Origin of the sequence: Dactylosporangium sp. CA-233914, assembly GCF_050942935.1 — a bacterium.
GTDB lineage: Bacteria > Actinomycetota > Actinomycetes > Mycobacteriales > Micromonosporaceae > Dactylosporangium.
Genome location: NZ_CP192030.1, coordinates 389,886 through 408,734 on the forward strand (window position 1 = coordinate 389,886; position 18,849 = coordinate 408,734).

The window sequence follows — 18,849 nt, forward strand, 5'->3', positions numbered from 1 at the left end:
TCCTCAGCGCAGATAGTGACATCCGATCCGGGGCTCAGGACAGCCCCTCCAGCGCGGCCGGCAGCGGTCGTGAATGCAGGACGTCGAGGCGGGAAACGGCACGGGTCAGCACGACGAACAGCCGGTTGAGCCCGCGTGGCTCGGCCGTCACGATGTCGGCCGGCTCGACCACGATCACGTGGTCGTACTCCAGGCCCTTGGCCAGACTCGCGGGCAGTACCGTAACCCTGGCCTCACTGTCTGTGTCGGTTGGGTCCGCGAGCTCCACGCCGGCCGCCCGCAGGGCCTCCGCGAGCCCGTCGACGGCCGCGTCGGCGGCGATGACCCCGACCGAGCCGGCGTGGCCGAGCGCCGCCCGGGTGGCGTTCACGACGGCCTCGTCAACTGCGGATTCCGCGACGGTACCCACTGAAAGCGCACCGTCCGTCCGCAGCGACCGCGCCTCGGGCACGTCCACCCCGAGCGCGGGCAGCAGCCGGTTCGCGAGCGCGACCACGGCCGCGGGCACCCGGAACCCGGTGGTCAGCGGCACCACGCGCGCCTCGGGCTTGCCGAGGTGCCCGAGCAGCACCCGCCAGTCCCGCGCGGCCCACGGCGCGGTGCCCTGGGCCAGGTCCCCGAGCAGCGTGATCGACCCGTGCTCGCTGCGCCGCGCGATGACGCGGGCCTGCATCGGCGAGAGGTCCTGCGCCTCGTCGACGACCACGTGCCCGAACGACGGCACCCGGTCGATCAGCCCCGCGGCCTCGTCGATGAGTACCGCGTCGGCCGGGCTCCACTTCGCCGACTTCGCCGTCTTGGGCGGCTTGGCCCACCGCAGCGCGGCGCGCTCGTCCTCGTCCAGCAATTCGTCGTCCGGGTCCGTGAGCACCTCGAAGACCAGCTGCTCGGGCGCGACCGCCGGCCAGACGCCGTCCAGGACCTCCGTCACCGGCGCGGCCTTGCCCATCCGCCGCTGCCAGCCCTCGCTCGGCGAGTCGCCCCGCCGCGCCTCCGACTGCCGCATGAGTAGCGAGACGATCCGCGCCCGCACCCGCTCGCGCCCGATCGCGTAGGGCGGCGCCTCCCGCCGGACGTCGTCCACGATCCGGCGCAGCGCCTCGACGGAGATGCGCCACCGGTAGGAGCCGTCCGACACCGTGAGCGGCTCGTCGGGCCGCTTGATCTTGGCGAGCAGGCGTCGTCGCAGTACGACTGCCATCTTGTCCTGGTTCTTCACCTCGGCGGCGGCCGGCGGATCGGTGCCGCGCACGGGCGTGCCCAGCAGCCCCTCGATCGTGGACTGCCGGACCTCCAGCTCCCCGAGGGTGGGCAGGACGCTGGCGATGTACTGCAGAAACGCCGAGTTCGGCCCGACGATGAGCACACCGGCGCGGCGCAGGCGCTCGCGGTGCAGGTATAGCAGGTACGCGGCCCGGTGCAGCCCGACCGCGGTCTTCCCGGTCCCGGGTGCTCCCTGCACGCAGATGGACTCGTCCAGCTCGGCGCGCACGAGTGCGTCCTGTTCGGGCTGGATGGTGGCGACGATGTCGCGCATGGGCCCGACGCGGGGCCGCTCGATCTCGTCGAGGAGGATCTGGCTGGTGCCCTGCTGCTCGCCCCGGCTGAGGTGCTCGTCCTCGAAGCTGGTGAGCTCACCCTTGACGAACCCGAACCGCCGGCGCACGTCCACGTCCTGCGGGTCGGCCGCGCTGGCCTGGTAGAACCGGCGCGACAAGGGCGCACGCCAGTCCAGCACCATCGGCTCCCCGGCCGCGTCAGTGACATGCCGCCGCCCGACGTGGTACCGGTGCTCGTCAATGTCAAGCCGCCCGAAAAACAACGGCGTGTCGGGATTGTCGGCCAGATCGGCGATCCGTCGGGCAAGCGCACGCCCGAGGGTCTCGGCCGCGAACGGATCCCCAGCCACCTGATCCCCGGTGGCGAAGAGATCTTCGGCCCGCTCGCGCATGCGTTTGAGCGCCTGCCGCGACGCGACGAGGTGGGCTCGCTCGGTGGCGAGCTCGGTTTCGAGTGCGGGCACGGTGATTCCTCACGGAGGTTTCGGTCGGCTCGCTCGCGTATCCGGGGAATGCGCCCGGCGCGTGGGACGTCCGCTGCGGTGCCTACCTCACCGCGGCCGTCAAGCGGTCAATGAGCCTAAGTACATCTCGACGGTACCGCCACCGAATTACCTGAGGTTCGCCAGGCCATCATGAGCATGATCATTGCGCGCAGGTCCCACTCATGGCGGATCGCCGCCCGACCAGAGGCGATCCGCATCGAGTTCCGCGTAGGTGCCAGATCAGCGAGCCTGCAGCGCGTCCAACGCGACTGCCATGGCAATGACGAGGCGACGGTCGAGCTGCGGGTCGTTGATGGTGACCACATAGCGGTCCCGGAGCGCGAACTTCTTGTTCACAGAGAAGGCCACGGCGCCGTTGCGGACGAAGTCAAAGTGGTAGGGCAGGAACTTCAGTGCGAAGCGGCGCAGCAGCGCCACGGCCAGGCTGCGCTCCTTGCCGGTGATGACACCAACCGAGGGCTGCTCAAGGTGCCACGTCGACTGAAGCAGCGACTTGGCGAAGTCCTTACGGAAGTTGCCGATCGCCGAGCCTGACGAGTCGATGACGTCGTAGGTGGCGCCGAGATCGATCACCTGGCGGGCCTTGAATCCGGCCACGACCTGCGACTTTGTCCTGTCCGTGTAGAGGGTGACCTGCTCCTTGAGGGCCATCCGCTTCTGCTGGGCGAAGGCTACGAGGGCATCGGGGTTGCCGCTGCCGTCCGAGGTGAACACCTCGTACTGGTTGACCATGAGCGTGATGCGTTGCTTGAGGTGCAAGGTTTGCTGCTGCTGCAGGGTAGGGGTGTCCACGTTTGCCTTCCCGGTCCGAGCACGTCACCAATCGCGGGGCGCGCGGCCTGCACAGTAGCGCGTTTCCGCCAGGTTCACGTCCCCGATTGATCGATCTCTGACGACTTCCGGCCGGTCCCTGCTGGCCCATGACCGGCGCCGACCCGCAGGCGACGGCCGCGCTCTTCCACGTCGGCGGCGAGGCGTTCGGGATCCCGCTCAAGGCGTTCGGGCTGAGCGCGACGCCCGACGGCGCCGACACGGTGATGTCGGCTCGGCTCGTCATCGGCTGACACGTGACTGTTCGGGGGACCTCGGACATGGAGGTTCCTCGCTACGATGCCGATCACATTCCACGGGGGAGGCAATGCCGCATGTCCATGCCCGGTTCCGAATTTTCTGAGGGTCCTCCTGCCTCGTCGGCCGCCGCGGCCCCGACGCCGGGCGGCTACCCGGCCCTTCCTGGCGCCGACCTGTCGCCCGGAGGTGCCCCAGCTCCTGCGTCCGGTCCGGCGTCCGCCTTCGGTCTAGTGTCCGGCGAAGCTCCCGCGTCCGGCGAAGCTCCCGCGTCCGGCGAAGCTCCCGCGTCCGGCGAAGCTCCCGCGTCCAGCGAAGCTCCAGCGGCCGGCGAAGCTCCAGCGGCCGGCGAAGCTCCAGCGGCCGGCGACGGTCCGGCGTTTGGCGACGGTCCGGCGCCGGTGGATGCGACCCTGCTCGCCGGCGTCCCCGCGTCCGCCGAGGTGATGCTCGCGGACGGAACCCCGCTCCAGGGCGGCGTCGCACCGGCCCCGCTCAAGCCCCGCCGCCGCCTCGGCACGATCCTGGCCGCCGCCGGCGTCGCCACCGCGGTGCTCGTGGCCGGCGGCGCGTTCGCCGTCGTCCGCTACTGGAACGGCCCGGTCGGCACCCTCCCCGAGGCGGTAATGCCGGCCTCGGTCGCCGCGTTCGCCCGCCTGGACCTGGCGCCCGGCATCGGGCAGCGGGTCAAGTTCGACGCCCTGCTGCGCCGCACGGGCGGCAGCGGCCCGAAGTCGGTCGACGAGACCAAGCGCCAGGCGTTCGGCGACCTCCAGGCTCCGATCTCCTACGATGACGTCGCTGCCTGGTTCGACGACCGGATCGGCATCGCCGTCTGGCCGGACGCTGCCGGCAAGCCCACGGTGCTCGCCGCGGTCGCCGCGAAGGACTCGGAGAAGGCGAAGAAGAGCCTCGCCGCCGTACAGCAGAAGCAAGGATCGGACCACTTCGGCTTCGCCATGCTCGACGGCTACGCGCTGCTCGCCTTCGCGAAGAAGGACTCCCAGCAGGCCGCCGACGCCGCCGCAAGGGCCCCGCACCTGTCGGCCGACGCGACCTTCACAGCCGCCCTCGCCAAGCTCCCCGCCGACCAGCCCGGCCTCGCCTGGGCCGACCTGAGCCGCGCCGCCGCCCTGGAGTCCACCGTCTCCGACCTGGTCTTCGCCGAGTCCCTCGGCGGTCCGGGCGCACCGTTCGGCAGGCCGAGCGAGCTCACGGACACCGCAGGCGCCGCACCCATGCCCGAGATGTCCGGCACCCTGATCGCCGGCCTGCAGGCCACCGACGACGCGCTCGAACTGCGCGCCCGGTTCATCAACACCAAGAACATCCCCTTCACCGGTACGGGCAACGGCGCCGACCTCATCGCCAACCTCGGCGCGCTCCCTTCCGACGCGCGGGTGGCCGCCGCGGTGGACAGCCTCTCCGGCGACCTGTCCGCGTTCGGCGTCGAGGGCATGACCCTCACCGCGTTCCTGTTCCCCGAGGCCCTCATGGGCGCCGCCGAGCCGACCGCCTCCGACGAGCCCCCGTTCAAGCTTCCGCCGAATATCGACCCGAACGACGACGAGGCCGTCGAGAAGTACCTCAACGAGCACCCCGAGCTCTTCACCGACCTCCTTGCGGGCTCCATGGGCGACCCCGCCGCACTCAAGGGCGGCGAGTCCCTGGCCAAGGCCCTCCCCACCACCAAGTCCCTCACCCTGACCGTCGCCGGCCCCGACACCGACATCCACGGCCTCCCGGTCCAGCTGGACCTCCAGCTCCCCACCGCGGCCGCCGCCACTCAGCTCAAGAACGACCTGGACGCTGTGGTGAACACCGCCAAGGCCACCTGCACCGTCCAGGGCGACCACCTGGTCCTGCGCACCGCCAAGTACGCCGGCGCCCAGACCTCCCTCTCCTCCACCCCGCTCTTCAAGCAGACGATGCAGGGCGCCCTCCAGAACCCGACGGCCGCGATCTACGTGCCCGGCTCCGCCGACATGGCCCCGATCAAGTCCATGGGCCTGACCACGGCCCGCGACGGCCAGGACACCGTGCTCCTGGCCCGCATCCTCCTCTGACCCGGATCCGTGGATAGGGATACAACACGGCGTGGCATAGATGAACGGATGCCTTGTCAGCAGGGATGATTGGACTTGTCTAGGGACCAATCCGTCGCTGTGAGAAGGACACCCGTTCGGTGCAGAGGATACCTGGTTTGGCAGGTCGGGTGCGTGTCGGTGCACCGGACGCGTCGTTGACGCCGGTGTCGGGTGTGGTCGCGGTGGCCGAGTTGGTCGGCCGGTTGGGCGTGACCGCCGCGTTGGACGACGCAGTCGGTGCGATCAAGCAGCGGGACCGGGGCCTGTCCGCGGGGCAATTCCTGGTCGCGGTGGCGCAGGCGCAGATGTGCGGTGCGCAGTTCTGGACCGGGCTGGACCGCCGCCGTGCCGATCCGGCCGGGGAGGCGCTGTCGGCGGTGGCCACACCGGCCTCGACCACCGCGGTGCAGCTTGCTGACCGGTTCGGCCCGGCCCAGGTGGCCGGGGTAGAGGAAGGCATCGGGGAGATCGTGGGCCGGGTGGTGGGACTGCTGCCGGCCAGACGGCGCGCGGTGCTGCGTACGGGTGGGGCCACCATCGACCTGGACGGCACCGATGTGGAGTGCTACGGGGCCAAGAAGGAAGGGATCGCCTACAGCTACAAGGGTGCCCGGGCCGGGCGTCCGCACGTGGCCACGTGGGCGGAGGCCGGCCTGGTCACCGCGGCGGACCTGCTCGCAGGGGACGAGGACCCGCGCCCGGGGGCGGGATCGCTGATCGAACGCAGCGTGGCCACCCTGCGCGTGGCCGGGGTCAGCGTGCGGCCGAAGGTGCGCGGCGATGTGGGCTACTTCGCCAAGGACATCGCGGCCGCCGCAGTGGCGGCTGGTTGCGACTTCTCCCTGGGGGTGACCCGCAACCCGGCGGTCTGGCGGGCCGCCGCCGCGGTCCCGGACACGGCGTGGCACACGGCAAAGCGGATGAAGGGTGCCCAGGTTGCCGTCTGCGACTACGCGCCGGCCGGGTGGCCACCGGGCACCACGTGCGTGGTGCGGCGGGTCAAGGTCCGCGCCGCCGACGTCTCGACCGATCCACGGGCCCGTCGCCGGCGCACCATCCCCAAGGACCAACTCGCCCTGGCTCTGGACGGCCTCGTCGGCCACGTGTACGCGTACTCGTTCATCGCCACCAACCTGGACGTGTCCACCCCAGCCAGGGCGGTCGCGGTCGAGGCGTGGCACCGGATGCGCACCGACATCGAAGACCGCATCCGCGACGCCAAGCACGGCGCCGCGCTGCGGCACCTGCCCTCAGCCAGCCGGGCAGCGAACACGGTGTGGATGTGGGGTGCGCTGCTGGCCGTGAACCTGTCCGCCTGGCTGCAGGAACTGGCCGGTCTGGACGGCGGTGACGGACGCGGCCGGGCCCATCTGGGCACCCTGCGGCATCGGCTGCTGACAGTCCCGGCCCGGCTGGTCCGCCACGCCGGGCAGCTCACCCTGCGACTACCCCCAGACCAACAACGCCTCGCCGAAGTTCTGCCCCGACTGCGCCGACTACCGATCTGGACCTGACCACCAGGCCCGACCGGCCCGAACACCCCACCGAGACCAGCGAACCCGGCGCCACCGGGCCACAACCATACCCACCGGCAGAAACACCGCATCACCCATCGCCCATCAGTGATATGCGTCAATCACGCCGCCGCTATCCACGGATCCGGGTCTGACCCTCCTCCAACACCCCATCACCGAGGTGCGGGGCCCGGGTCACCGAGCCCGGACCCCACACACCAACAGGTGCCACCGCTCCAAGCAGAGCGGTGGCACTCCCGTCTCAGACGAGCCACTCGGGCGTGTCGTATCCGGGGGTTGTGCACCCGGCGCGTGGGGACGTCCGCTGCGGTGCCTACCTCACCGCGGCCGCCAAGTCCGGTCAGTGGAACCGGTGGTATCGAGAGGCCATACCGGAAGCAGAGCAGCTCTACGCCACATACTTGAAGGAACGAGAGAAGGAGATCGGGGATGAGCGGCGTTAAGCGGTGGCGGGATACCGATCACCTGGCACGCGCGGTCGATACCGCAGGCGGCCCCGAAGCGTTCGACACCACGGTCGGCGCGATGCTCGATGAGGCTCGGGGTCGGCGGCTGGCCGAGTTGCGGAAACGGCGTGAAATGACGCAGGAGCAGGTCGCATCCCGGATGGGAATCTCGGTGGCCCGGGTGTCGCAGATCGAGGCCGGCAGCGTCTCCACGCAGGAGGTGCTCGCGCGATACATCGAGGCGCTCGGAGGCACGCTCAAACTGATCGCCGACTTCGGCGACGAGCAGCTCAAGGTCGCCTGACCCGGAGGCCGGCGGTAGTGGGTCACAATCCGGGGTCGGGGTTGCCGGTCCCGGGTGCTCTCAGCACTTCGTCCAGTTCGGCGCGTACGAGTGTGTCCTGTTCGGGTTGGATGGTGGCGGCGATGTCGTGCCAGGGTCCGACGCGGGGTCGTTCGATTTCGTCGAGGAGGATCTAACTGGTGCCCTGCTCCTCGATAGCTGGTGAGTTCACCAAGCCGCGGCGCCGCTGGCCTGGGCCCGGGTCGGGGAGACTCTTGCGCTAAAGGTCCAGGTGCAGCCGGAGTGCCTCGTTGAGTTGACGCGTCAAAGCCGGTGGAAGTGTGCCGAGTTGCCGGCCGACGCGCGTGACGTCGATCGAGCGGACCTGTTCGGCTTGGGCCTTTGACTCGACGGTCAAGCCGATCGCGGGATCTGCCGGCAGTCGTACCTGGAAGGGGTACACATGCGCCGTGTTGCTGGTGACTGGAACGATCGTGACGACACCACGTCCTCGCGAGACGGCACTGCGGTTGGCCGCGTCATTGCTGACGACGATCACGGGCCGGCGTTTGTCGGTCTCTGATCCGATCACCGGATTGAGGTCGGCGAGGAATACGTCCCCCCGCCTCACCGCAGTCCGTCACCCGTAACGGCGTCCCAGACGTCGGCCTCGCCGCTGGTTACCCATTCGTCGTTGGCTGCCGCGTAATCCATGGCAAGGTCGCGGCGCCGAAGCATCTGGACGGCTTCGTGCATGACGGCCGACCGAGTCGTGCCACGGTCGCGGGCGTAGTGATCCACGAAGTCGATGTCGTCCTCGGGGAGGCTCACGCTGACCTTCATACTGACGATCTTACCGTCTTCCTACCGCGGTTGCTACCGTCGGCGTACCAGGTAACGGCGAACCGGGTGACAAGGTGACACCCGCGCGACTCGGCTCGCTGCCGAGCGTCCGTTTTACCGAATAGTTGCTGTACTCGACGGGCGATGGCGGGACCGGTGTGCCATCGCCCGGCAGGATGGCCGTGTGCGTTATCAGACTGCGGTACGCCGGGTGCGAACGGTCGTGGAAGGCTGTCAGCGGTTCAGCGAGTTCTCGCGTGGCAACCCGCTCCTGGTCGGCGTGTATGCCTTTGGAGCCGTCCTCGAGCCGGGCACCGATGTGCCCGTAGTGCAGATGGCATTCGTGCTGGACAGGCCCGCCGATGAGTTGACGTGGTGTGCGCAGCCGCAGTCATGCGTCGGCTTGCCGAGTCTGCTGGAGATCGACAAGGCTCCGGTGGAGTGGTATTGGCGCCCTTCGGTGTGGCCGGTCGCCAACCATGTCATTCGTCGTCCGCTGCGCGTCTGGTCGCTCGACGACGGGCCGGACACCGCCGCGTTGGACGCGCTCGACCGTGGTGAGGCAGAAGACCTGCGCATGCCGGCCCCGACCGAGGCTGAGTGGTATGAGCAGTTGACGGCCGAACTGGCTGCGAGTCTTGCCCACCTGCGCCGGGTCGAAGGAGGCTTCTGGGAACGCGATTGGCGCTCGGCCCACCGTGGATTGGGAATCTACCCGGAGAACCACCTGTGGGACGCGGTACACGGCTACCTGGACCTGCTGGGTGAGACACAGCGCGGCCGCGACACCACACGTAGCCGAACGGACGCGTTGCAACAGCGTCGGGACGCCACTCCCGGGGGGACAGATCTCTGACGGCGGTGGCGAGTGTTCGCTCGAACCGGGCTGCCGACTCGGCGCGGTACCGTGCTCGGTCAGCGTCGTTGGGTAGCAAGGGCGCCGTGTACGTGTCTGAGATGACAGGTCGGGCGTGGGCAGCGTTGTGGCGGGATCGGGCGGCTTTCGCGCCGGCTGCCAGCGCGGCGTAGAAGTCGGTGGTCGCGCCGTCCTGCTGCCGTCCGGCGGCGACCAGCCAGACGCGCACGTCAGCATTCGAATCGTCGGTCCAGACCGCACCGCGCCAACGCTGGACCTTCACCTTGAACAGCACCTCGTCGTCGACCGCGGCAATGCGCTCGTGCGGGGTCGTGGGTCGGTGAACTGTTCGTGAGTTTCGGCGAGCAGCGGATGATCGATCTCGTCCAGGGGTACGTCCGTCGAGAGAATGGCGATCTTGAGCGTAGGCAGCGCATTGTCGGTCTGGCGTGTTGCATGAGTCTTCGTTCAGTCCTTCTCGTCAACTCCGCCGACCTCGTTGAGTTCTTCGCGGCTCAGGTGGGCCAGCAGAGCGACCCGGGCGGCGCGGGTGCCGTCGAGTTGGCGCATCAGGCTGTGCATGCGCTCCCGCATCTCCTCTCTCCGGGCGTCCAGATAGAACTGGACCGCCTCGGCGACCAGATCCTTCTTGGTAATGCCTAGGAAGTTCGCACCGCTGGAGATCAGTTCGTCTACTGCTGGATCGACCTTGAGCGGGGCCTGCCGCCGTGGCGTGCTGGACGTGGGCATGGTGCACCTCCTTGGGTACCTAAGGTACCTCAGGTACCTCGGACGAGGCGTCGTGCAAATGTGTGTCGGATCGCGGGGTTGGGGTCGCCGGTCCCGGGTGCTCCCTGCGCGCAGATGGATTTGTCCAGTTCGGCACGTACGGGTGTGTCCATGGGCAGCCTTCGGGTCGGCGGCCGGCGCGGCGTAGAAGTCGGCGGTGGCGCCGCCCTCGCGGCCATCCGGAAGCGACGAGCCAGACTTGGTCGCCCGCTAAAGGTCCAGGTGTAACCGGAGTGCCTCGTTCAGTTGACGCGTCAAAGCCGGTGGAAGTGTGCCGAGTTGCCGGCCGACGCGCGTGACGTCGATCGAGCGGACCTGTTCGGCTTGGGCCTTTGACTCGAAGGTCAAGCCGATCGCGGGCGGGATCGGGCGGCTTGTGCGCTGCTACCGGCGTATGTCCACGTCCTGCGGGTCGGTGGCGCTGGCCGGGTAGAACCGGCGCGACAGGGGTGCGCGCCAGTCGAGCACCGTCGAGCCGACGATCAAGGCGTGACTGGTCCACCTGTCGGATTCGTCGAGGTTTCCCCGGCGACCGTCGATGATCTGAACTAGTGCAGATATAGTGGTCGTATGGCAGTGCAGACATTTCAGTACAGCGCGTTCCTGCGCGGGCCCTCACGGGTGCTCCCCGCGCTGGCCGACGCTGACGTGGTCCTGGAGCGTCGCGACGAGGAGAATCTCGTCCTCATGCGGGCCGAGCGATTTGAGGCAACTGCGACCGGGCTGCGGATCGCCGCGCGCTCGTTCGCGACGCTGGCGCGGCGGGACCGTGCATTGGCCGAGGAGTTGCTGGCCGAGGAGCTCCCCTGGTTGACGTGGCTACCACCTGCGGAGCGAGTCGCCTGTGTGGAGGAGTTGCTGGCCGATCTTGTCGCGGGTGCCGACACCGGTCTGCTGATGCCGTTCGCGAGGAATCTGGTGTCGTGGCGTTCGACCGCCGAGGCGTGGTCCGACCCCCGTCTCGCTCGAGAGTTGCAGGGGCCGTTCGACGGTGACGGTCCTATCATCGACCGGCCGGTGCCGGAGGCGGCGTGAGTGGGCGCGGTGAGGAGATACCTCGCCCGCAGCCGTGGCTGGTGCGTGCCCGCTGACCGGCAGGCATACCAGGGATGGCAGCGGCTGTTGACCGTGGCCGTGGAGAACCTCGATCGGGCGTGGGTGGCAGTGATCAGCGACCCGCGCCGCATCGACCAACGGCAGCATCCGCTGAAAGGTGCCCTTGGCGTCGTGAAGGTCGGCGGTTCGGCGCTGGAGCAGTGGCAGTACGAGGTCACTGGCGGCGGCCGGATCTGGTATGCCATCGACGACGACGCCCGGACACTGTGGATCACCCGGGCCGGCACGGGCCATCCGAAACAGACCGACAGCCGGCGGCGTTGACGCTCATCCGTATCGGGGCGCCGTGAGCACTCGCAGGCGGCCTGCGAGCTGGCCGAGCGCTGCGCCGCGCTCGTCGACGCCGGTGCGGTGGCGACGCCGGTTCCGGTAGGTCGGGCGATGCCGCTGCTCTCGGCCCTGCAAGCGGCCCGACGTCGGTGACCGGTCTCGCCGCGGGCCGACTTTGATCAAGAGGCTCGCCGGCGCTGGATTCCGCGCATAGGAAGTGCGCCGTCCGGTTCGGCGTGTTCGAGCGTGTCCTGTGGCGACGATGTCGCGCATGGGTCCGACGCGGGGTCGTTCGATTTCGTTGAGCGGGATCTGGCCGGTGCTCGCGGTGCCTACCTCACTGCGGCCCGCAAGCGGCCGATCCCGGACGGATGAACCTTCTGGTCGTGGGTAGCGGGGTGCCCCGAGACCACCGCGGGGAGGGGACCTCGATTCATGGGCGTGGATGACGCGGTGCCGGCCGAGGGTGATCTTGCCCTTCTGCGCGCGTACGAGCCGGTGATTCGCTACACGGCCGGGGAACTGTTCCTGCCGACCGCCGTTGGCGCGTACGTCGGCCAGGCCGGTCTTTGGCGTCGGCGCCCGGGTGAACGGCGCGACGAATGCCTGGCCCGGCCCGGTGAGCTGACGCTGGAGCGGCTGGCCGCGGAGGGGGAGCGGTTCGCCGGGGACGGCCTGTACCTGCGCCTAGTCGACCACCCGATGCATGGTGCCGAGTATCGGCGGTGGCGCCGCGAGGAAGCGCAGCCGTCGTTCCGGCCGAGCAGCCGCTTCGCCGCCGTCGGGCTGTTCGCGCGGCTCGTCGATGCCGGGCTCCGCTTGTCGCTTCTCCTGCGGGGGACGGTCCCCGGCGGCACCCGGGCGGCGGCGCATCGACTGTACGTCACGCGCATGCCGGCGAACGATCATCCCTACTACGCGAGAGTGTTCCGGGACGGCGGCTACGTCGCCCTGCAGTACTGGTACTTCTACCCGATGAACGATTGGCGCTCGACGTTCAGCGGGGTCAACGACCACGAGGCCGACTGGGAACAGGTGACGATCTTCCTCGGTGAGACACTCAGCGGCTCGTTGCGCCCGGCCTGGGTGGCGTTCTCGGCCCATGACGAGGTCGGCGACGACCTGCGCAGACGCTGGGACGATCCGGACATCGAGTTCGTCGGCACGCATCCGGTGGTGTACGCGGGGGCCGGATCGCACGCCGGTGCCTACCTACCCGGTGAATACGTGACGACCGTCGCCCTGGAGTGGCCGAACCGCCTTGCGGCCGCGTGGCGGCGGGTGGCCCGGGCTCTGCTGCCCTGGGCCAGGGACATGCCGGAGACGCCCGCCGGTATCCCGTTCATCGACTACCACCGCGGCGATGGCCCGGGCATCGGTGTGGGCGAGCGCCGGGCCTGGCATCCGGTGTTGGTTGACGACGACACTCCCTGGATCCGCGACTACCGAGGGTTGTGGGGGCTGGACACGCGGGACCACTTCGGCGGCGAGCGGGCACCGGCCGGGCCCCGGTACGAGCGCGCTGGCACGGTCCGGCCGGGCTGGGCGAACCCGGTGGCGTGGGCCGGCCTCGACGCGGAGTACCCGACCGTCGAGCACGGTGCCGCGTTGCGGGAGGGCCGTGCTCGACGGCTGGAACGACGCCTTGCCGAGATTGCCGCCGAGATCGACATCCACCGGCAGACGCTGCGGGAGTCGCGTGCCAGCGATCGGGCCAGGTCGGCCTACGCGAGCGGTGCCGGTGCGGACAAGACCCAGCGCTGCGACAAGACCGGCAACGGCCGGGAGACCATCGCGCGGCTGCACACCGAGCAGACCGCGCTGCGCGAGGAACTCGATGCGATCGCCCGCGCGAGAACCCAGCCGCCCATCGACGCTCCACACGCCCATCTGCGCCGCCGCGCTCTTCCGCTCGCCGCCGACGCCCCACGCCGGCGGTTTCTGGCGATATGGTCGGCAGCATCGGTATCGGTTCTGCTGGCCGGGGTCGCGCTGGTCGTGATCAGCCCACCCATCGGAGTTCTCTGGTCGTTCGCCGGCCTGATGGCTCTCATGCTCGCGATCGAGGCGGCCGCCCGCGGCCGGCTGGTGCGGTTCGCGGCAACAGCGGCCGTGGCCGGCGCCGCCGTGTTCGCCGTCCTGGGCGCCATCGAGGTCGTCGTCCGTAACTGGCGGGCCGGAGCGGCTGCCGTGCTGATCCTCGCAGCATGCGTCCTGCTCGTCGGCAACCTGCGCGCCTGGATGACGACCCGCTGAGGCAACGACTGCGGTTGGCCGCGCTGAGGTCAGGACAGGTCGTGCAGCAGCAGCGGGAGGAGTCGCTCCTCCATGACAGCGCGCCCGGTTTCGGCCATCCTGAGGGCGAGCGCCGGCTCCCATGGGGTTGCGGCCGGCGGGCCGAGCAGTGGCACGCCCGTCGCGGCGTGGGCCCCGTAGGTTGCGGCGTCCATCCGCCACGATACGGCCGTCGGGTAACGGGCGAGCGCGGCAGCGGTGAGCCGTACGCCTGTCCAGTCGAGGTCGTTGCGCCACCGGATCACTGTGTCCGGCCCGGCCGCTCGCAGCAGCGCGTGAACGGCGGTTGACGGCACGCCCTCGGTGCAGATGAGCGGGCGCGACGTGTGGGCGACCGCGGCCCGCAGTACCGCCGGATTCTCACAGACGAACAGCTCTGCGCAGTTGATGGTGATGGGGGCCAGCCGTAGCTGATGAAGGGTGACGCGCACCGGGACCCCAGCGGCGGCCGCGTCGGTCAGCCACGAGCCGAGCAGGCCGCCGTCGGCCGGGACGTTGAGCACCAGTACCTGACTGGCGAGATCGTCCGGCACCACGCCGGCGAGGTCCCACAGGGCCCGCTCCTCCTCGGCGCCGGCGGGCATCGGCACCTGGTGCCAGACCGCCAGTGCGCGCAGGATCAGTCCGCGTACCGGTCCGTCGGCGAGCGCCTTGGTATCGCCGAGGAGCCGCTCCGCGAATGCCGGCATCGGCTCCTCGTCGGCCGGCAGGGCGTCGAGCACCGTGACGATCGCCGGGAAGTCGATACCGCTGCGGACGATCCGGGTCAGGGTGCCGTCGCGGCGCATGGCTTCCAACCACTGCTCGTACCAGGGCGACGAGGCGTGGCGACTGTCGGCCGCGGCCGACAGCAGGGCATCACGTTTGACCTCCGCGTGCTTGCGCTCGCCCGGCCGGTCGCGCAGCGGGCCGAGGACGGCGGCGAGCGGGTTTGCGTGGGTGGCCCGCAAGTGCGCATCGAGGTCCGCCAGGCGTACCGTCAGCCGGGCGACGCCGGCTGGCCGATAAATCCCGGTGATGCCGATGACCACCAGCCGTTCGTCGTCGGTCGGTGCGGCCACGGAAACCGTGCCCTCGAGGCTGCCGCCCGTGCGCTCGAGGCTCCGGCGCGCCGCGGCGAGCAGACGTTGCCAGCCCGGCGCGGTCAGCAGGTCAGTCGGTGGTGAGTGCGGGTGCATGGCGGGTCTCCGGTGAGCCCGAGGCACGCGCGAGGGTGCCATCGAAGTCGGCGATGTTCATCGCGCCGTCCCACACGAGCAGCACGGCCGAGACCGTGTGGTGAACCGCGGAGTGCGACAGGTCGTAGTGGGCGGCACCGGTCACGGCCGGATGGGTGGCCCACAGGTCATAGCCGGTCATGAACAGGTCCAGGTCGAACTGCTTGGCCAGCGACATCAACTCGCCGCGACCGTTGTCGTCGACGCCGGCGAACGCTTCGTCGAGGCCGAGCAGGCGGGGCGCGTCGGGCCGGGCCGAGCCGAACAGGGCGTTCGCGGCGGCGAACAGCGGCAGGTGCAGCGAAACCGACTGCTCGCCCCCGGAGAGCTGGCTGTGCCGTGCGCGGGTCAGCGGCTCCGCGGTACCGCCCGGCCGATGCAGTGTGAACGCGAACTCCCTCCACTGCCGGTAGTCGAGGACGTCGGCCAGCAGTTCCCGGTAGGGCTTCTCCGGGGCGGCGGACCGGGCGAGCTTGATCCGCCCGGCGAAGTGCCGGCGCATCGCGGAAAGCTGGGCCGGGCCGAGCCGGGCCGGGTCGCGCTCCAGGAGCTTGCAGATCTCGCGCTGTTCGACGTCGAGATCGTCGGAGAGCCGCCAGCCCACGCCGACGGTGAGGCCGGAGGACATGCGTCTGGCCCGCATCTGGGTGTCCATCGCGGTGACGAGGTCGCGCGCCTCGATCGTGCGCCGGTGGATCTGCCCCGCGAGCTGCCCCAGCAGTGCGTCCTCGAAGACGCGCTGTTCGGCGTCGGTGAGCAGTTGCTCCTGGTCGCGACGATCGGCCGCGATCCGCTCGGCGAAGCGCGCGACCGGACTGAGGCCCTGCTCGTCGGCGACCCGTACGACGATGACACCGTCGTCGGTGTCCCACTCCGGCCGGTGGTCGAGGCCGGCGGCCGGCAGCTGCGCCTGGAGCTCGGCGAGCGCCGTGGTGAGGCGGGTGGCGCTCTGCTTGAGCGAGGACTCGGTCGGGGTCAGTTCGCGGGTGGCGGCGAGCACCGCGTCGTGCAGGGCGACGACGGCCGGGTCGAGTTCATGATCGGCGGCATCGACGGCCGGCCACAGCAGGTCGGCCGGGCAGCGGATCAACCCGAGAAGGTCGGGCCGCGCATACGGCCGTAGGCGCAGCGCTTCCTGCTGGGCCTCGCGCAGCGCGGTCGCGACGGCCTGCCGGCCGAGTTCGACCCTGGCCTGCGTCGCGGACCGCTGCTGGACGGCGTCGGTGTAGGCGTCGCGGGCCGCGACCAGCTTCGCCTCGGCGGCGGCGATGTCCTCGCCGGCCTTGGCGACCTCCGCCAGGATCTGCTTCGCCTCGGCGCCGATGGCGTCACGCAGGGTTCGCAGCTCCTCGTCCTTTTCCAGGTGCCGGCGGGCGGCGCCGGTGGCCGCAGTCCGCGCGGCGTCCAGGCGTTCGACGGCCTCCAGGTGGCGGTCGCCGGCCTCGGCGGACCGGTCGGCGGCGGTGGCCGCGGCCTGGTAGGCGTTCTCCAGGCGCAGCCCGGCGCGTTCGAACCGGGCGACGGCGTCGGCGACGGCGTCGAGTTGCGCAACGGGCAGCGAACGCTCGGCGACCACCCGTTGCAGCGCGGCTCCCGCGGCCGCCCGGACGGCGACAGCGGCATCCAGCCGTCCGGCCGCCTCCACGGCCGCTTCCCGGCGGACCGCAAGCGCGGCCGCCGCCTGGTCGTGAGTGCGCCGGGCCGCCCGCAGCCGGTCGAGAGTCGGCAGGGCTTTGCCGGCGCGGTCGGCCTCGTCGATGACCGCGAGCAGCGCGGCGCGCGCCTCGTCGAGCCGGGTCAGGTCGGTTTCGAGAAGGCGCAGCCGCCGGTCGCAGTCGGCGAGCCGTGCGGCGCGGCGTGCGCCACGTGCGGTGGCCCCGATGTACTCGCACCGTTCCTTGGTCAGCCGGCCGGCGCCGTGCGCCTGGGCCCACCGCCCGGCGGTGTCGACACCCGAACGGGTGGACAGGTCGCCGAGCGTGATCGAGGCCAGGATCGCGGCGATCTGTTCGGACGCCACATGCTCCTGGGCCTCCGGGACGAGCACGTCGGCCAGGCTGGCGCCGTCGACCGGTGGCCCGGCGTTGAGGTACGCGTCCTCGACGCCGGCGCTGAGCGCGCCGGCGGTGTCGGCGGCGGACGGGTACAGCCAGGCGTCGAGGAGCCCGGCCGCGTGCAGCGCCGCCTCGATGCCGGCCGCGTCGGCCTCGGACACGTGGTCGGCGAAGCGGACCAGCTGCCACAGCGGCGCGCCGGGGCGCCCGTCGCGGCCGGCCGGGCGGGTCGCGGACGACGGCGGAGCATCGTCATGCTCGGCGGCGATCCGCTCACGCTCGGCGGTGAGTTCGGCGTGCTCGGACTCGACCGTGGCGCGCTCCACGGCCAGCGCGGCCAGGGTGTCCCGGCGGGCGGCGAGCGCCGCCGCCACGGCGTCGGCGTAGACATCTCTGAGTGGCACCTGGTCGACGGCGTCGATGAGCGCCTCCACCAGGTCCGGCACGGTCAGCTTCGTCAGCAGCGCGGCCCGCTGCGCAGCCCATGCGCGCAGTTCGCCCACCAGCTCGGTGTGTGCGGTCTCCAGCGCGCCGGCGGCCCGGGACTCGGCGATCCCGGCGTCGTCCAACGCTGCCCGGGCGGCTCGGTCGGCCTCAGCGGCCCGCTCGTGGTCGCGGTCGGCCTGGGCCAGCCGGTCGACGTGCTCCCGCACGGCGCGCAGGTCGTCACGGCGGGCGGTTGACCGGGCCGCGAGCCGGGCCGGCAGTCCGTCGACGTCGGCGGCGCCGTCGCCCCAGTCGATGCCGGCCAGCTGAGCGTCGCCGGCGACCTCGCCGGCGAGCCGGCTCACCTGCGCCTGGGCATCGCGGGCGGCGACCGCGGCCTGTTCCCGTTCGCCGCGCCGGCGCTGCTCGGTGTTCTCCTCGGCGCGCACCGCGGCCTGGGCATCACGGGCCGCGCCGTCGAGGTCGAGCACGTGCCGTTCGAGGTCGGCGAGCTGCTCGTGGGACCGGTACGCGGCGGAGCTCTTCAACCGGTCGAGGTGTGCCCGCAACCGGCCGGGCTCGGGCTCGGCCTCCTGAAGTGTCTGGTGCGCGGTCCGCGTCGCTTCCTCGGCAGCCGCCGCGGCCGAGGAAGCCACGGCCAGATCCTCGCCGCGCCGTTCGGCGTCGGCCCGCCGGGCGGTCAGCGCGTCGGCGGCGGCGCGGGCATGGGTGCGCAAGTACGTGGCGTACACGCCGAGGAACGCCGACGTGGCCGTGTCCGCCGCGACCAGGCCCTCCAGGGTGCGCGCCACCGCCTCCATGTCGTCGAACGACCGAGCGGCCTCGGTGAGCAGGTGGTCCTCGACGGGTCGCAGGCCCCGCTGGAGGGTGCGGGACAGCTCCATCGGGTTGAGGTCCTTCGCCAGCTGCGGCTTGCGCAGCGTCAGCACCAGGTCGAGCAGTTGCTCGTAGCGGGCCGAGCCGAGGCCGAACAGCCTGGCGTCGACCAGCTGGCGATACTCCTCGGCCGAGTCGCGTACCGCGTCAGCGCCCAACTGCTCGACGAGGTCCTTGCGGGGCACCGGCCGGTCCTCGGCGTCCAGCAGCGACAGATCCACCCCGACGCGGCCGTCGGCGACGAAGTGCCACCGCGTGACCCGATCGTTGTGCCGATGCGCGCGTAGGCCGATGCCGATCGTCACGAACGAGGAGCCGTTACCGAACTCCATCCAGACGTACCCGTGAGCGCTCTCCTGCCCTCGGTAGAGCAGGTTCGACTTCATCGTGCGGTCCTCGCCCGCGAACGGGTTGAGCCGGCGCGGCTCGATCCGCCCGTCGAGCACGAACGGGAACAGCACCTCCAGGGCCTTGGTCTTGCCGGAGCCGTTCGGGCCGCGCAGCACCAGCCAGCCGTCGACGAAGACGAACTCCTCGTCGCGGTAGTCCCACAGATTGATGATCCCAGCGCGGGTCGGGGTGAATCGGGTCATCGCGTCTTC

The 18,849-nt window shown here is 70.8% G+C and carries 17 protein-coding genes; 9 read left to right on the forward strand and 8 right to left on the reverse strand.

Going from position 1 to position 18,849, the window contains the following annotated elements:
* Positions 1-34 precede the first annotated feature (34 nt).
* Together ACQPY0_RS01795 and ACQPY0_RS01800 are read right to left on the reverse strand one after the other, a co-directional pair.
* On the reverse strand, positions 35-2,029 hold the full coding sequence (locus ACQPY0_RS01795; RefSeq protein WP_432994916.1) for a HelD family protein: 1,995 nt from the start codon (positions 2,027-2,029) through the stop codon (positions 35-37).
* A 255-nt stretch (positions 2,030-2,284) separates the two neighbouring features.
* Entirely contained in the window at positions 2,285-2,797 is a 513-nt protein-coding gene (locus ACQPY0_RS01800) for a hypothetical protein (protein WP_432994918.1), read from the reverse strand.
* A 188-nt stretch (positions 2,798-2,985) separates the two neighbouring features.
* On the opposite strand from ACQPY0_RS01800, the gene ACQPY0_RS01805 reads away from it, so the two are divergent.
* The 4 genes from ACQPY0_RS01805 (at position 2,986) to ACQPY0_RS01820 (ending at position 7,505) form a co-directional block, all read left to right on the forward strand.
* Entirely contained in the window at positions 2,986-3,129 is a 144-nt protein-coding gene (locus ACQPY0_RS01805) for a hypothetical protein (protein WP_432983597.1), read from the forward strand.
* 405 nt (positions 3,130-3,534) lie between these two features.
* Positions 3,535-5,199, forward strand: a complete 1,665-nt coding sequence (locus ACQPY0_RS01810) for a hypothetical protein (protein ID WP_432983600.1) — start codon at positions 3,535-3,537, stop codon at positions 5,197-5,199.
* A 149-nt stretch (positions 5,200-5,348) separates the two neighbouring features.
* Entirely contained in the window at positions 5,349-6,734 is a 1,386-nt protein-coding gene (locus ACQPY0_RS01815) for an IS1380 family transposase (RefSeq protein WP_432970674.1), read from the forward strand.
* A 450-nt stretch (positions 6,735-7,184) separates the two neighbouring features.
* Positions 7,185-7,505: a helix-turn-helix domain-containing protein gene (locus tag ACQPY0_RS01820; protein WP_432983603.1), complete on the forward strand. Its 321-nt coding sequence runs from the start codon at positions 7,185-7,187 to the stop codon at positions 7,503-7,505.
* 259 nt (positions 7,506-7,764) lie between these two features.
* On the opposite strand, the gene ACQPY0_RS01825 is transcribed toward ACQPY0_RS01820, so the two are convergent.
* Complete coding sequence (locus tag ACQPY0_RS01825; RefSeq protein ID WP_432983606.1) at positions 7,765-8,115, reverse strand: type II toxin-antitoxin system PemK/MazF family toxin; 351 nt, start codon at positions 8,113-8,115, stop codon at positions 7,765-7,767.
* Positions 8,112-8,327, reverse strand: a complete 216-nt coding sequence (locus ACQPY0_RS01830) for a ribbon-helix-helix domain-containing protein (protein ID WP_432983609.1) — start codon at positions 8,325-8,327, stop codon at positions 8,112-8,114. Before ACQPY0_RS01830 ends, ACQPY0_RS01825 begins: the two co-directional genes overlap by 4 nt.
* A 211-nt stretch (positions 8,328-8,538) precedes the next feature.
* On the opposite strand from ACQPY0_RS01830, the gene ACQPY0_RS01835 reads away from it, so the two are divergent.
* Both ACQPY0_RS01835 and ACQPY0_RS01840 read left to right on the forward strand, forming a co-directional pair.
* Complete coding sequence (locus ACQPY0_RS01835; RefSeq protein WP_432983612.1) at positions 8,539-9,183, forward strand: DUF7711 family protein; 645 nt, start codon at positions 8,539-8,541, stop codon at positions 9,181-9,183.
* A 115-nt stretch (positions 9,184-9,298) separates the two neighbouring features.
* On the forward strand, positions 9,299-9,538 hold the full coding sequence (locus tag ACQPY0_RS01840; protein WP_432983615.1) for a hypothetical protein: 240 nt from the start codon (positions 9,299-9,301) through the stop codon (positions 9,536-9,538).
* Positions 9,539-9,651: 113 nt separating this feature from the next.
* On the opposite strand, the gene ACQPY0_RS01845 is transcribed toward ACQPY0_RS01840, so the two are convergent.
* Positions 9,652-9,933: a hypothetical protein gene (locus tag ACQPY0_RS01845; protein ID WP_432983618.1), complete on the reverse strand. Its 282-nt coding sequence runs from the start codon at positions 9,931-9,933 to the stop codon at positions 9,652-9,654.
* 249 nt (positions 9,934-10,182) lie between these two features.
* Positions 10,183-10,320, reverse strand: coding sequence for a type II toxin-antitoxin system PemK/MazF family toxin (locus ACQPY0_RS01850; RefSeq protein ID WP_432983621.1), 138 nt, complete (start codon positions 10,318-10,320; stop codon positions 10,183-10,185).
* A gap of 222 nt (positions 10,321-10,542) precedes the next feature.
* Between ACQPY0_RS01850 and ACQPY0_RS01855 the strand changes: the two genes are divergently transcribed.
* The 3 genes from ACQPY0_RS01855 to ACQPY0_RS01865 all read left to right on the forward strand — a co-directional run bounded on the left by ACQPY0_RS01855 (position 10,543) and on the right by ACQPY0_RS01865 (position 13,614).
* Positions 10,543-11,007, forward strand: a complete 465-nt coding sequence (locus ACQPY0_RS01855; RefSeq protein WP_432983624.1) for a hypothetical protein — start codon at positions 10,543-10,545, stop codon at positions 11,005-11,007.
* An 87-nt stretch (positions 11,008-11,094) separates the two neighbouring features.
* Positions 11,095-11,352 (forward strand): hypothetical protein, encoded by a 258-nt coding sequence (locus tag ACQPY0_RS01860; RefSeq protein WP_432983627.1) that lies wholly within the window; start codon positions 11,095-11,097, stop codon positions 11,350-11,352.
* Between the two features lie 441 nt (positions 11,353-11,793).
* Positions 11,794-13,614, forward strand: coding sequence for a hypothetical protein (locus ACQPY0_RS01865; protein ID WP_432983630.1), 1,821 nt, complete (start codon positions 11,794-11,796; stop codon positions 13,612-13,614).
* Between the two features lie 29 nt (positions 13,615-13,643).
* Here ACQPY0_RS01865 and ACQPY0_RS01870 read toward each other — a convergent pair whose 3' ends face one another.
* A complete protein-coding gene (locus ACQPY0_RS01870; protein WP_432983633.1) occupies positions 13,644-14,831 on the reverse strand; it encodes a TIGR02679 domain-containing protein in 1,188 nt (395 codons plus the stop codon).
* Positions 14,806-18,840: a TIGR02680 family protein gene (locus ACQPY0_RS01875; RefSeq protein ID WP_432983636.1), complete on the reverse strand. Its 4,035-nt coding sequence runs from the start codon at positions 18,838-18,840 to the stop codon at positions 14,806-14,808. Before ACQPY0_RS01875 ends, ACQPY0_RS01870 begins: the two co-directional genes overlap by 26 nt.
* Positions 18,841-18,849: the final 9 nt, after the last annotated feature.